The organism is Glaciecola sp. G7-5, from assembly GCF_055808975.1.
This window is the reverse complement of record NZ_CM147892.1, coordinates 3,819,901-3,834,360: the sequence shown is the minus strand read 5'-3', so window position 1 is coordinate 3,834,360 and position 14,460 is coordinate 3,819,901. Positions and strand designations below refer to the sequence as shown.

General features: G+C 40.1%; 9 protein-coding genes and 1 pseudogene. 7 read left to right on the top strand and 3 right to left on the bottom strand.

The genetic code is table 11. From position 1 onward, the window contains the following. Window positions 1–32: 32 nt before the first annotated feature. Window positions 33–2,126, top strand: a complete 2,094-nt coding sequence (gene fusA, locus AC0L6H_RS16895; protein ID WP_473390349.1) for an elongation factor G — start codon at window positions 33–35, stop codon at window positions 2,124–2,126. Window positions 2,127–2,526: 400 nt separating this feature from the next. On the opposite strand, the gene AC0L6H_RS16890 is transcribed toward fusA, so the two are convergent. The 3 genes and pseudogenes from AC0L6H_RS16890 to AC0L6H_RS16880 form a co-directional block, all read right to left on the bottom strand. Beyond that, window positions 2,527–4,530 (bottom strand): transglutaminase TgpA family protein, encoded by a 2,004-nt coding sequence (locus tag AC0L6H_RS16890; RefSeq protein ID WP_473390348.1) that lies wholly within the window; start codon window positions 4,528–4,530, stop codon window positions 2,527–2,529. Further along, a complete protein-coding gene (locus AC0L6H_RS16885; protein WP_473390346.1) occupies window positions 4,527–5,606 on the bottom strand; it encodes a DUF58 domain-containing protein in 1,080 nt (359 codons plus the stop codon). The genes AC0L6H_RS16890 and AC0L6H_RS16885 overlap by 4 nt, the downstream gene beginning before the upstream one ends. Before the next feature lie 15 nt (window positions 5,607–5,621). Next, window positions 5,622–6,531: pseudogene (locus tag AC0L6H_RS16880) on the bottom strand (AAA family ATPase). Window positions 6,532–6,748: 217 nt separating this feature from the next. On the opposite strand from AC0L6H_RS16880, the gene pgm reads away from it, so the two are divergent. From pgm to AC0L6H_RS16850, 6 genes are all read left to right on the top strand, one after another. Then, window positions 6,749–8,383, top strand: a complete 1,635-nt coding sequence (gene pgm, locus AC0L6H_RS16875; RefSeq protein WP_473390344.1) for a phosphoglucomutase (alpha-D-glucose-1,6-bisphosphate-dependent) — start codon at window positions 6,749–6,751, stop codon at window positions 8,381–8,383. A gap of 198 nt (window positions 8,384–8,581) precedes the next feature. After that, window positions 8,582–11,146 (top strand): glycogen/starch/alpha-glucan phosphorylase, encoded by a 2,565-nt coding sequence (locus tag AC0L6H_RS16870; protein ID WP_473390343.1) that lies wholly within the window; start codon window positions 8,582–8,584, stop codon window positions 11,144–11,146. Between the two features lie 150 nt (window positions 11,147–11,296). After that, window positions 11,297–12,613 (top strand): putative bifunctional diguanylate cyclase/phosphodiesterase, encoded by a 1,317-nt coding sequence (locus AC0L6H_RS16865; protein ID WP_473390341.1) that lies wholly within the window; start codon window positions 11,297–11,299, stop codon window positions 12,611–12,613. A 48-nt stretch (window positions 12,614–12,661) separates the two neighbouring features. Continuing rightward, a complete protein-coding gene (gene astE, locus AC0L6H_RS16860) occupies window positions 12,662–13,723 on the top strand; it encodes a succinylglutamate desuccinylase (protein WP_473390340.1) in 1,062 nt (353 codons plus the stop codon). Further along, the gene (locus AC0L6H_RS16855; RefSeq protein WP_473390338.1) at window positions 13,713–14,135 is read left to right on the top strand and encodes an HIT domain-containing protein; all 423 of its coding nucleotides are present in this window, start codon (window positions 13,713–13,715) and stop codon (window positions 14,133–14,135) included. The genes astE and AC0L6H_RS16855 overlap by 11 nt, the downstream gene beginning before the upstream one ends. Continuing rightward, window positions 14,136–14,456 carry a heavy metal-binding domain-containing protein gene (locus tag AC0L6H_RS16850; protein WP_473390336.1) on the top strand — a complete coding sequence of 107 codons (321 nt, stop codon included), beginning with the start codon at window positions 14,136–14,138 and terminating at the stop codon, window positions 14,454–14,456. Window positions 14,457–14,460 lie beyond the last annotated feature (4 nt).

The window sequence follows — 14,460 nt, the reverse complement described above, 5'->3', positions numbered from 1 at the left end:
AAATTTTTAACGAACCAATTAAAGTGGGAAGCATGTCAGAACTTAGTCATTATAGAAATATTGGTATTTTTGCTCACGTAGACGCGGGTAAAACGACTACGACAGAACGAATCTTAAAACTTACCGGTAAAATTCATAAGACCGGTGAAGTACACGACGGTGAATCAACCACCGACTTCATGGAACAAGAAGCTGAGCGCGGTATTACTATCCAGTCTGCTGCGACTACCTGTTTCTGGAAAGACCATCGCATGAACATCATCGATACTCCTGGGCACGTTGACTTCACTGTTGAAGTATACCGTTCTTTGAAAGTACTTGATGGCGGCGTGGGTGTATTCTGTGGTTCTGGCGGTGTTGAGCCACAATCAGAAACCAACTGGCGTTATGCTAACGAATCTGAAGTTGCTCGTATCATCTTCGTAAACAAACTTGACCGTATGGGCGCTGATTTTTATCGCGTTGTTAAGCAAGTTAAAGATGTTTTAGGTGCTAACCCATTGGTTATGGCTTTGCCTATAGGAATCGAAGAGGACTTCGTAGGTATTGTTGATGTTCTAGAACAAAAAGCATATATCTGGGATGACACTGGTCTTCCAGAAAACTTTGAAGTTACTGACGTACCTGATGATCTAAAAGAAAAAGCAGCTGAGTACCGTGAAATGCTAGTTGAGACTGCTGTTGAGCAAGACGATGATCTAATGATGGCGTATATGGACGGTGAAGAGCCTTCTATTGCAGACCTTAAGCGTTGTATCCGTAACGGTACTCGTAAACTAGACTTCTTCCCAACTTATTGCGGTTCTGCGTTTAAAAACAAAGGTGTTCAAAATGTACTTGACGCTGTTGTAGATTATTTGCCAAGCCCAACTGAAGTTGATCCACAAGAGTTAACAGACCCAGAGACAGGTGAGCCTACAGGTGAGCATGCAGTAGTTGCAGTTGATGAACCTTTCCGCGCTTTAGCGTTTAAAATCATGGATGACCGTTTCGGTGCCTTGACCTTTATCCGCGTTTACTCTGGTACCTTGAATAAAGGCGATACCATCCTGAACTCAGCGACAGGTAAAACTGAACGTATTGGACGCATGGTAGAAATGCATGCTAACGACCGTACTGAGCTTAGCACATGTAAAGCGGGTGACATCATCGCTATCGTGGGTATGAAGAACGTGCAAACTGGTCACACCTTGTGTGATCCGAAGCACGAATGTACGCTAGAGCCAATGATCTTCCCTGAGCCGGTAATATCTATCGCTGTTGCTCCTAAAGATAAAGGGTCTACGGAAAAAATGGGTATCGCAATTGGTAAAATGGTTGCTGAAGATCCTTCTTTCCAAGTTGAAACAGACGAAGATTCTGGTGAGACCATTCTTAAAGGAATGGGTGAGCTTCACTTAGATATCAAAGTAGATATCCTTAAGCGTACTTATGGCGTAGAGTTAGCAGTTGGTCAACCTCAGGTTGCATATCGCGAAACCATCACTCAAGCGATTGAAGATTCATACACGCATAAGAAACAATCAGGTGGTTCTGGTCAATTTGGTAAAATCGACTATAGAATCCGTCCTGGTGAGCCAAATAGTGGTTTTACCTTCAACTCAGTGGTTGTCGGTGGTAACGTACCAAAAGAATTCTTCCCAGCTATCGAGAAGGGTTTTAAAGGCATGATGAACGAAGGCGTACTTGCTGGCTTCCCAGTATTAGACGTTGAAGTTGAATTGTACGACGGTGGTTTCCACGCCGTTGACTCTTCAGCAGTAGCCTTTGAAATCGCAGCTAAAGGTGCGTTCCGTCAATCAATTCCTAAAGCAGGACCTCAGTTGATTGAACCAATCATGAAAGTTGACGTGTTTACGCCAGACGATCATGTTGGTGATGTTATCGGTGACTTAAACCGTCGTCGTGGCATGATTAAAGACCAAGAAGCGGGTGTAACAGGCGTACGTGTTAAAGCTGACGTTCCACTTTCTGAAATGTTTGGTTATATCGGAACCTTACGTACAATGACTTCTGGTCGTGGTCAGTTCTCTATGGAGTTCTCTCACTACAGCCCTTGTCCGGCCAATGTATCTGAAAAGGTCATTGAAGAAGTTAAAGCCCGTAAAGCAGAAGCGAAAAAGTAAGTTTGATTTAATAATGGCCTAAGGCCATTTATTGAGCCAAGACTGTATAAAGAGCCAATCGAGAGATTGGCTTTTTTTTAGTTTTTAGCTAATCGAATAAATCGGGCACAGGTTTTATACACGAAATACACGATAGCTAAATATTTGACACTTGCATCTTGATGAAGCTTATCTGCGCTAAAGCAGTGCATAAAAAGTAATAATTAATTATTCAGTTATGCTGGATTGTTTTTAAAGTGTTGATATATAACAATATTAATTGTTGGCACTGAAATTGTATATACAATTATGTGTGTGTGTCAGTCCACGCTGTTGTGGACTGAAAGTGTGTTGTTACCTTGTGCTTGTGTGGAGCACAAGGTAGCTTTTACTTCTATTTTCATGCATCTTCCGGTGTGTATTACTTACTAGCGACTACCTTTTTATATAAAAGAATCAATTCTTGTTCTGCTATGGTCGTAGTAGGCCGATACTCATGTTCGTAGTATTTTTCAACGTACTTTTGAAGGTTTATCTTCATCTCTTCAGGCAGCCCGTCTTTTATTCGTTCATAAAACTGTAAGAGGGACTCATGGTTACGTCGTTCCAATCCTTTCTTTTTCAGTAATTTGAATATTTTATCAAGGGTAGATTTTTGTTTAATTGAAAACCATTTTTTATAGGGTACGAAAAGGCTGGCAAGAAATATCGCAATGATCGCCAGCGAAATGAGCAAAAACGTGAGTAAATTCTTTTTACTCAATTCACCAAATATATCGGTAATTAGGTTCCCTTGTGCATCATTATTAAACTCTAAAACGAATTGACTCCAATTATGATCGATAATATCTAAGGTTTCACGGATACCTGAAAATACCGGCATATTAAAAAAGCCATTCATTTCTTCGTCAAAAATAGCATTTTCGTTTTCACTTAAGGCCGAGAATAGGCCCGATAGTGTTCTGTTTGGTGCAACTAATGCTGTGGGATCATAACGTATCCATCCCTCATCCTTGTGATAAGCCTCTACCCATGCATGGGCATCAAATTGACGAACCGTGACTATCTTATCTCCTTGTTCTTCACCTCCTTGATAACCCGCTACCATTCGAGCTGGAATACCTGCTAAGCGCAACATATAAGTAAAGGCTGCAGCATAATGTGAACAAAAGCCTTGTTGTTTTTCAAACAGAAATGCATCAATAGGTGAAGACAACATTAGTGGTGGCTTTAAAGTATAGCGAAATGGATTATTAGTAAAATAAGCATTGAGAATAGCAATTTTCTCAGAAAATCCCATCGTTTCAGTAATATTTTCGGCCACCCAATCTTGAGTCCGTAAGTTATGTTCCAAAGGAACTTGTAAATAACGGGCAAAGTCGCTTTCTGGGGTGAAGTTTTGTAACGGATACTGAGTAAAAGAACGCACAATATATAGTGAAGGATTTGTAGCTACACTAGCTTGAAATAGCTGATACTGGCGATTTATATGGATAGGGCTTGAACCCATGTTTTCTTCGATGACAGGAATATCTAAAGAATAGAGCCAGCGGGTATTGTTTGGCTGAGCAATGACTAAATAGCGATAATTGAAAAGCTGAGGACTTGTGTCGGTTTTAGCACGTTCGAGTAATGATGAATCAGGCAAGTATGCAGTATTTTTACCACTTATCTTCCACGTTTTACCGTCAAAATAATCTAGCACAATAGAACGCCAATAGCGTTGCTCAGGGCTAGGCACTTGACTATCAAATTCCGCTCTAAAAACGAGCTCAGAGGATTGTGCTAAATTTGCGATATCACCAGGTGTTATTTGTTCTGACAATCCGGTTTGTGTATTGGTCTCTACTTTTGTTTGCCAAAATGGAGGTAATCGTGGAGTAACTACAAATAAAATTAAGGTGATGGGTATGGCTTGCAACATCATCTTGATACTTTGCATAATGCTATCAGGCATATCAAGTTTACCTTTATTCACCATAAAGGCCGTAACAAACAATATCATTAAGCACGCAAAGTAATAGGCTACAAAATAGATACTTTGATGAAAGATAAACCCACAAGCAATAAGGAAAAATAGCACAATAAGCACTAAATGATAGTCAGCGCGGCGATCTAAATTAATAAGCTTCAAACACGCTGCAACCACTAACAAGTTAACCATTGTGGCAACCAAACCAAAACTAGAGGAAAGATATATCAATAGGGCCATACAAAATATGGCGAGCAAATTTAACGTGACATTTCTTACACTTGGTAGATTGTACACAATTCGAATATACGCAATAACCACGGCACAGGCGCAAAGTACCCACACCCAGCCCATTAGGGGTTCTGACAGAGTTACCAATACCATGCAAAACACGACTAACAAACTAGTGTAAATTGATTTGTTGGCCAAGTTTAAGGATTTATTCTTTCTCATACTTTATTGCCCGCAAATTTGCTAACAAGCTTGGCAACTGCCGACGTTTTCTGGTTTGACGTTGAACTGCTGTGATCAGTTTTATTTTTTTCTACACCCTGGTAAAGAGCGAGTTGGATTAAGCAATCATGTAAATGCGATTCACCTTCTTGGGGTAAAATTTTAGTACTCCCTAAGTCTAGGCCAAATTGAACACGGTCTCTATCTAACTGTTGCGCCTGATAACAAATGCATTGTAATGCGACTTCTATATCGAGATCCGACAAGTCTTCTAACCTAAGCCAACCGGATACTCCTTTATTTTCATTGAAGTCCTTTGTTTGCATTCCCTGGCCTTTGGCAACGTGCTTCCAACTAACATGATGGATTGGGTCGGTAACTTGGTATGCTCGAATACCTTGTAAGTCATCAGAAATAACATATTGAGAATCACTTGAATGCGCTAGTTTGGCATCAGTGTTGGCCCGAAAAACCGGCATAGCTGATTTTCTCATGGCTGGATATATATAGAAATCGAGTTTTGGGCTTAAATAAGTCCAACAAGTAAATAGACCAAAGCCATAGGTCGCAACAATTTTAACTTTTGGGCAAGCATGAAATCCTCTTTTATACTGGGGTAGGGGCATTTTAAATGTGTGTGACTTTTGTTCTTGTTGTATGTGACGAACTTGTTTGTTATCGATACTGAAAGTGAGAACGCCACCGCCGTATGTTTGTGTCGAGTTTATTTGTATTGGCAGATAGGCTTGCCTGTTTTCAAAATCAGACGATATGTCTAAAAATCTAAATTCGTGTTGCACAAAATAAAAGAAACTATGGAAAACGGCGAGTAAGACCATTGCGAGCAAGAAATAACACAGCAGTAAAATAATGTTATTTTGAAAGTTTGTCCCTAAAACAAAGAGGCAAATAACGATGCCAATACAAGACCAACCAAAAGTGGAAGGTAGAATAAAAGTATTGTTGATGTTTAGTTTTATTACATTTTTACTGGGGATACGTTTTTGTAACCAACGATCTCGTTTAGCCAAGGTCCAATTTATAAGTTGTTGCCATTTTTGCGTAATGAGCTTCATTCTTTTAGAAAGAGCCTAAGCGGCAAGAGGGTCTACTTGCTGTAATAAATGGTCACAGTAAGTGGTTGCTGTAGGTGATATTAGTTGACCACGTAGTCTGTGCTCAAATACCGCTGGTAAGACAAATTGCACATCTTCAGGGGTGACAAAATCTCTTCTTTTAACAAATGCCGCAGCTTGTGCACTCCGAAATAAGGCTTTTGTACCTCGGGGTGAAATGGCATTTGGGAAGTCACTAGATTCACGCGTGTGCGTGACTAGGTTTAATATATAATTAACCACAGCATTGCTCACACTTACCGAATCAATTTTTGGATTGCATTAGCGCGAGTTGTTCAAGGTCAACAATGGTTTTTAATATTGGGCGCTCGTCACCATCTAAAAGCATACTTTTTTCTGAGTCAAAATCTGGGTAGCCTAAGGACAACTGCATATTGAAGCGGTCTAACTGTGACTCAGGTAAAGGATGAGTACCCGATTGATTTAGCGGGTTTTGACTGGCGATAACAAAAAAGGGCGTTGGTAAATCTCGGCTTACGCCGTCAATGGTGATTTGACGTTCAGCCATAGCTTCTAGTAAGGCGCTTTGCGTTTTAGGACTTGCGCGATTAATTTCATCCGCTAATATTAACTGATTAAATATAGGACCAGCGTGAAAGCGGAAGGTTTGTGAGCTTTGTTCGAAAATATTTACGCCTAAAATATCCGCGGGTAATAAATCTGACGTAAACTGTATTCTTGAAAAGTCTAGACCTAATACATTTGCCAAGGCTTGAGACAAGGTTGTTTTGCCCATACCTGGGAGATCTTCAAGCAATAAATGGCCACGAGCGAGCAAACAAATTAACGATAATTCAATTTGCTCTTCTTTACCTTTGATGATGCGGCTTATTTGTGAAATACAGTTTTCAATGTCTGATCGCATGGTCGCTTATTTATCGTTATTGTATGATAGTAAAAGTATCATAACCTAGCATATTGTGACTAGATTATGAGATTGTATACTCGAGTATAGGCTATATGCCTAGCAATGTGTATTAGCAAGACAAAGGACGTAATGTGTTAACTTATCCATACCAATTCGTGCGTTTGGATGCCATTATAAGAAAGCAATCAAATTAAGTAGATAACGGAGAATAGTAATGTCAGTGCATTCAAATGCAGGAAAACAAGCTCAGCAGCAAGATCTTACCAATGTTGCAAAACTAACCAGTGAATATTATAGCCTGCACCCAGACGTTAATGATCCGACTCAAGCAGTAAGCTTTGGTACCTCGGGTCACAGAGGCAGCTCCTCTAAAAGTAGCTTTAATGACATCCACATTGCCGCAATTTGCCAAGCATTGGCTGAATTTCGCGTTGCTAATAATATTACTGGCCCGCTTTTTATTGGTAAAGATACTCATGCTCTGTCAGAGCCTGCGCTAATTACTGCCATTGAAGTATTGAGTGCAAATGATGTGTCTTTAGTCATTCAAGAAAATAATGGCTATACTCCTACGCCCGTTATATCTCATGCGATTGTTAATTATAACAGAGGCCGTAGCTCAGATTTTGCCGACGGTGTTGTTATAACCCCGTCACATAACCCGCCTACCGACGGCGGCTTTAAATATAATCAAACTCACGGTGGACCAGCAGAAGGCGAGGTAACAACTCAAGTACAAAATAGAGCAAATGACATTATTAAAAATGATGTCGCGATTAAACGCTTCACTTACGCTAAAGCAATGGCTTCAGGTAAAGTAACGAGCATAAATTATGCTACAGACTATATTTCGCAACTGTCTGAAGTGATTGATATGCAAGCAATTGCCGATGCCAAATTATCTTTAGGTACCGACCCTTTGGGTGGTTCTGGCATTCATTACTGGGATATGATTAGCGAGCATTACGGAATTGATATCAATGTTGTGAATACGTCTATTGATCAGCGTTTTGCTTTTATGCCCTGTGATAGAGATGGCAAAATCAGAATGGATTGTTCATCTGCTTATGCGATGTCGGGTTTAATAAAACTAAAAGACCAATTTGATATTGCCTTTGGGAACGATCCTGATTTTGATCGTCATGGTATCGTTTGTAAATCTAGTGGCTTAATGAATCCCAACCATTATTTGGCAGTGGCCATCAATTACCTGTGTGAGCATCGTCCGCAATGGTCTGCAGACTTGGGTATTGGTAAAACCTTAGTTTCAAGCAGCATGATTGACAGAGTAGTTAATAAATTAGGACGCAACTTATTAGAGATGCCAGTAGGATTCAAATGGTTTGTTGAGGGCTTATCCAACAAATCAATTGCGTTTGCCGGTGAAGAATCTGCGGGTGGTATCTTTTTGCGACGTAACGGCGACACTTGGGCTACTGATAAAGATGGTTTTATTCTTAGTTTATTAGCCGCAGAGATAACAGCAGTAACGGGCAAAGATCCTGGACAACATTACCAAGGTCTAACTGAAATGTTTGGAAACCCTAGTTATAAACGAATTGATGTTGCTGCGAGCCTGGCGCAAAAACAGAAGCTTTCTTCTTTGAAAGTAGACGATATTGTCGCCAGCACCATGGCTGATGAAGAAATTACCAACATTCAAACCCATGCACCTGGCAATAATGCCGCTATTGGTGGCGTTAAAGTGAGTACTGAAAATGGATGGTTTGCGGCGCGTCCATCAGGCACCGAAGATGTGTATAAAATATATGCAGAAAGCTTTAAAGATGAAAGCCATTTAAGCAAGATTATAAAAGAAGCTGAGGAACTAGTAGCAAAAGTCATTTAAATGGCGATTTGTTACGTTCTGGTAATGATGATGTTAATAAATCGTTAAAATTTGATTGTTTGACTGGCCTTATTTCAAAACGGTCTTAAAAATTAACGGAATATTAACATACATACGTATGTTTGGCCTTTTTAGCCATAGAGTTAATGAGCTTGCTGTAATAAAATTACGGCAAGTTCACTAACCAAAAGGTTAAACATGAGTAAGTCAAAAAATACCAATGATAGTGCTGATACAAAAGCGCCTTCTGTAGCAAAACCAAAAGCTAAAAAAGCAAGATCCACTAGTACAAAAGCAAGTGCTAACAAAGATAATTCTTACAATCCCCACTTAGATAAAAACGCTTTTAAACAGTCAGTAATTTCACACCTGCATTCAACATTAGGGACTGACGAGAATAAAGCAGATAATCACGCTTGGTATAAAGCCACAAGTGCAGCAATTCAAGAGCTAGTGCTCAACCGTTTACGTACCACGCAAAAAACGCACTACATGAACGATACGCGCGCTGTACATTATTTTTCAGCTGAGTTTTTAATGGGCCGCTTATTGTCGAACAATATGCATAACTTTGGTTTGTTTGAAACTGCCGATGCTGCGTTAAAAGAGCTGGGTATAGATATTACCGATGTGCTTGAAGAAGAGCCTGATATGGCGCTCGGTAATGGTGGTTTAGGTCGCCTTGCAGCTTGTTTTATCGATTCTCTCGCGACTATGCAGCTTCCCGCTATCGGGTATGGTATCCATTATGAACACGGTTTGTTTAAACAAGAAATAAAGAAAGGTGCACAAATCGAGCGCCCTGATAGTTGGCGCGATTATGGCAATCCTTGGGAAATTTGCCGTCCAGAATCAACACAAGAAGTGCCTTTATATGGCTATGTTGAGACGAAATATGGTAAGCAAGGTAATATTCAAAAAGAATGGCATCCTGCTTCAATCGTCAAAGGGGTTCCTTGGGATATTCCTGTTGTAGGTTACGGTGGCGACACGGTAAACGTATTACGTTTATGGGAAAGCCAATCATCCGATTATTTTAATTGGGATGTGTTCAATGCGGGCGGGTATGTGGATGCTCAGCGCGAAAACATTCAAGCAGAAACTATTTCGAAGGTCTTATATCCAAATGATGAGACCGAAGCAGGCAAAGAACTCCGCTTAATTCAGCAATACTTTTTTAGTGCTTGTTCATTGAAAGATATTATCCGTCGTTACAAGCGCGCCCACGGCGATGATTGGAGCCGTTTCTCCGATCAGGTTGTGATTCAATTAAACGATACGCACCCAGCAATCGCTATTCCAGAATTGATGCGTATTTTGGTCGACCGAGCAGAACTTGATTGGGATAGTGCTTGGGCAATTTCTACGAAGACCTTTGCTTACACCAACCATACATTATTGCCAGAAGCATTAGAAAAATGGCCTGTGCGTATGATTGAAAAAATATTGCCACGCCATATTGAAATTATCTACGAAATCAACCATCGCTTTATGCAAGAAGTTGAAAAGAAATGGCCAGGCGATAATGCAATGAAAGCGAAATTGTCGATCATTGAAGAAGCTGGTGAGAAAATGGTACGCATGGGCAATATGTCTGTAATTGGCTCTTTTGCGGTTAACGGGGTTGCTGAAATTCATTCTAAGTTAGTAAAAGAGAATTTATTCCCTGAGTTTGACCAACTTTATCCAGGCAAACTCACAAACGTGACTAATGGTGTGACGCCAAGACGCTGGTTGAAAGCTTGTAATCCACTCTTATCAGAACTGATTACCAAGAAAATAGGTGATCAGTGGCCGCTTAATTTGACGCAGTTAGATGACTTGACTGATCTTGCAGATAATAAAACTTTTCAAAATCAATTCATGAAAGTGAAGCAGAAGAATAAAGAAGCCTTAGCTAAAGAAATCAAAGAGATAACAGGGATAGTTGTTGATACTAAGGCGATATTCGATGTACAAATTAAACGCTTACATGAATACAAACGCCAGCACTTAAACTTGATACATATCATGGCATTGTACCGACGTTTACTTGAAAATCCTGACTACGATATGCATCCACGCGTGTTCATTTTCGGTGCGAAAGCAGCGCCAGGCTATGCGCTAGCGAAAACGATCATTTATGCTATCAACAAGGTGGCAGATAAGATTAACAATGATAGTCGCGTAAACAACAAGATCAAAATTGTATTTTTACCGAATTACCGCGTTTCTCTTGCTGAAAAAATGATTCCTGCTGCTGATGTTTCGCAACAGATTTCAACTGCTGGTAAAGAAGCGTCGGGTACAGGTAATATGAAGTTGGCACTCAATGGCGCAGTTACTATTGGTACCTTAGACGGTGCGAATATTGAAATTGCCGAAGAGGTGGGTGACGACAATATCTTCATCTTCGGAAATACTGTTGAAGAAGTGACGGCTATCAACGAAGCCGGTTATAAGCCTTACGATTATTATTATCAAAATAAAGAAATAAAAGCCGTGTTAGATTGGCTTGACTCTGATTATTTTACCCCAGGGCAGCCTGGTGCGCTTTCAAGTCTGAAATTTAGCTTGTTAGACGGTGGCGATCCCTATCTTGTTTTGGCCGATTTTGCCTCCTATAGTGAAGCAAACGAAGCACTAGATAAAGCTTATAAAGATAAGGCAGTGTGGGCCAAAATGGCGATTTTGAATACCGCTAAAATGGGCAAGTTTACTTCAGATAGATCTGTACAAGATTATGTAGAGAGGATATGGAAGTTAGACGTGTGTAAGGTATAAATTTACAAGTTACACGAGTAATGTGTTCTATCTCAAATAAAAGCCGGTTAATCCGGCTTTTTTTGTAAAGGTAAATCGAAATTCTACGATAACGTTAATATAAAGCACCTTGTGCCATTCGTTAGAGACGCTTAGGATTATGATTTCCATATGACTGTAAACCCGATCAAACACTTAAATGAAATTCCAAACCGTTATCATTTTATTGAAATAATCGATCAGATTTCTAATCGTGAAGAATATTTTAGTTTGATGCTACTTGACGTTATGCGATTTTCTGACGTGTCTGCTGCCTTTGGGCATAAATCTGGTGACGAGTTGTTGCTTAAAATCGTAAATCAAATAAACGCAATATTTGTAGATGCAATGGCGGTAGGGCGCGTTAGTGGCGATATTTTTGGGGTTGTATTCACTAATTCAGTGAGCGAGCAATCTTTGCGTAATGAGCATGCTCGACTCTACAATCATTTTAAAACCCCAATGTCAGTTGGTGGTACGGCCTTCATTGCTGATTTTAATGTGGGTGCGGCCATTCGCAAAAATCCAGAAACAAATATCAACAGTATCATTTCACTTGCTGAATCCGCACTAAAGCGCTCTAAGTCAAACCGCCACGAAAATTTTACCTTAGTAAATGATGATACCAGAGAAAGTTCTGGCAGGGGCTTGACCTTAAAAGCAGACTTACGCAGAGCGCTCAATCGAGAAGAGCTAGAATTATACTATCAGCCGAAAGTTGATTTAAATGATTTCAGTATTATTGGTGGTGAATGTTTGCTGCGATGGAATCATCCCCTTGATGGGATCGTTTTTCCTGGCACTTTATTGCAAGCGGCTGAGTCTTATAACATGATGAACGAACTTGGATATTGGACCCTTGAAAAAGCAATTAATGCCATTGCTAAAATGAATGCAAACGGCCATTTTGTTAAGATTTCGGTCAATCTTTCACCTATGCAGTTGTATGATCCGCAGCTTGTTCAAGCGCTTACGCTATTGTTAAGCAAATATGAAGTAGCGCCTCATTTGTTAGAAATTGAATTGACTGAAGATGTCGCACTATCAAACTCATTGTTGGTCAAGCGACAATTGATTGATATTGGCAAGATGGGAATTTCAATTTCGATGGATGATTTTGGTAAAGGCTATTCTAATTTGAGTTTTATTCGAGACCTAAATTTAAGTGCTATCAAAATCGATAAGACCTTTGTTCTTGAACTCAACAATTCCCCGGTCAATAGCGCGATCGTTGCGGCGACTAAACTGATATGTGATGCTAAAGGCTGTGACACCTATGCTGAAGGCATAGAAACCATGGAACAACTTGCCTTGCTACAAGCAATGGGTATTAATAAAGGCCAAGGGTTCTTGTTCTCCCAAGCAGTGCCTTTTAATAAATATCTTGAAATGTTAAACGTGGGCAATTTCAACTATATCATCGAAGAGCAGTCGAAAAAAATAATGTAAATCTGTTACCATCTTGCCTATTGAATATAGGCAAATACAGAGATAGTTATGGTTATAGATTCTTCCACTAATAAAATACCAAGCGACAGTATCAGTCGTCAGCACATCCTTCAAAAAATCAGTGTAGACTACCTTGCATTTTCATTGGGACATACACTTTCTTCCCCCTATGAATATAGCTTGCAAAATGGCGCTCGGGTGAGCTTATTAAGCGATGGTATAATAGGTTTCAATCTAGACGAAACAGACGCAGAAGCAAAAAGTATAGTTTTGTCGTGTGGTGTGCATGGAAACGAAACTGCGCCGATCGAAATTTGCAATGAGTTGGTGCACGCCTTATTGAATGAAGAAATTCGCAGTCTACATCGCGTTCTTTTCATTTTTGGAAACTTAGCATCGATGGAAATTTCAGAGCGCTTTGTCGAAGAAAACCTCAACAGATTATTTAGCCGTGAGTCGAGCTCTGATAGCCTTGAAGGTGTTCGAGCACGAATCATAATGGATAAGATAGATGACTTCTTTACTGGGGCGAGCGAGGCCGCAGAGCGGATTCATTATGATTTGCATACGGCTATAAGACCTTCCAAAAATGAGAAATTTGCCGTTTATCCGTTTTTGCATGGTAAAGCGCATTCAAAATCTCAGCTTGCCATTCTATCAGCGTGTGGTGTAAACACTATTTTGTTGTCACAGTCGCCCACAACCACATTTAGCTATTACTCATCGCGAAATCATGATGCTCATGCCTTCACAGTGGAGCTAGGAAAGGTAATGCCCTTTGGTCAAAATGATATGCGTAAATTTGTAGATTTAAAGCGTAGCCTAATCTCCTTAATTAGCGAAAAAGCGCCTATCTTCGCCGATTATGCGGATTGTCCAATAGAAATATACACAGTTAATCAGGTGATTAACAAGCATTATGACGATTTTTCGCTACATTTCGACGATGATACTGTTAATTTTGAAGGTTTCAAAAAAGGCGAAGTTCTCGCAAGTGAAACAGGTACTCAGTATATAGCGCAACATGAAGGTGAGGCGATTGTGTTTCCTAATGCAAAAGTAGCAATAGGCCAGCGTGCGCTATTAACGGTGATCCCTTATGAACTTTAAGTTAGATGCGCGTTTAAATGCTGATTCTTCGTTTATTACTGAACTGGGCATAAGCCAAGTTCGACTAAGCCATGATAGTCGTTATCCTTGGTTAATTCTTATTCCTCAAATTGATGGGCTTAGTGAGATTGACGATCTTTCAATAGAACAGCAAATTGATGTGCTAAAAGCCTCAAACTTGCTGAGTGCGGTTTTGCGTGAGCGTCATGCTCCAGATAAATTAAATATCGCTTGCCTAGGAAACATTGTGAAACAATTACACATACACCATGTGGCCAGATTTGAGTATGATGCTACGTGGCCGGGTCCTATTTGGGGGCAAGGTGAGAGTGTTCCTTATTCGCAAAGCGATAAGGAATTGCAAGTTAAGAGCTTGCAAGAAGCGATTAATAAAAAAATTAAGGATATGTAAATGATTATTACCACAACCAATAGTATAGAAGGTAAAAATATACAGGAATATCATGGCGTTGTAATTGGTGAGGCGATCATGGGCGCCAATTTATTTAAAGACCTTTTCGCCTCAATACGCGATATCGTTGGTGGCCGTTCTGGTGCCTACGAGGCCGAACTAACTAAAGCCCGTAAAGTCGCATTCGATGAAATTAGACGTGAAGCCGAGCTGCTTGGCGCAAATGCCATTGTAGGCGTAGATTTAGATTATGAAGTCGTAGGGCAAAATGGCAGCATGTTGATGGTCAGCATTAGCGGCACCGCGGTACGATTCGTCTAAAGTA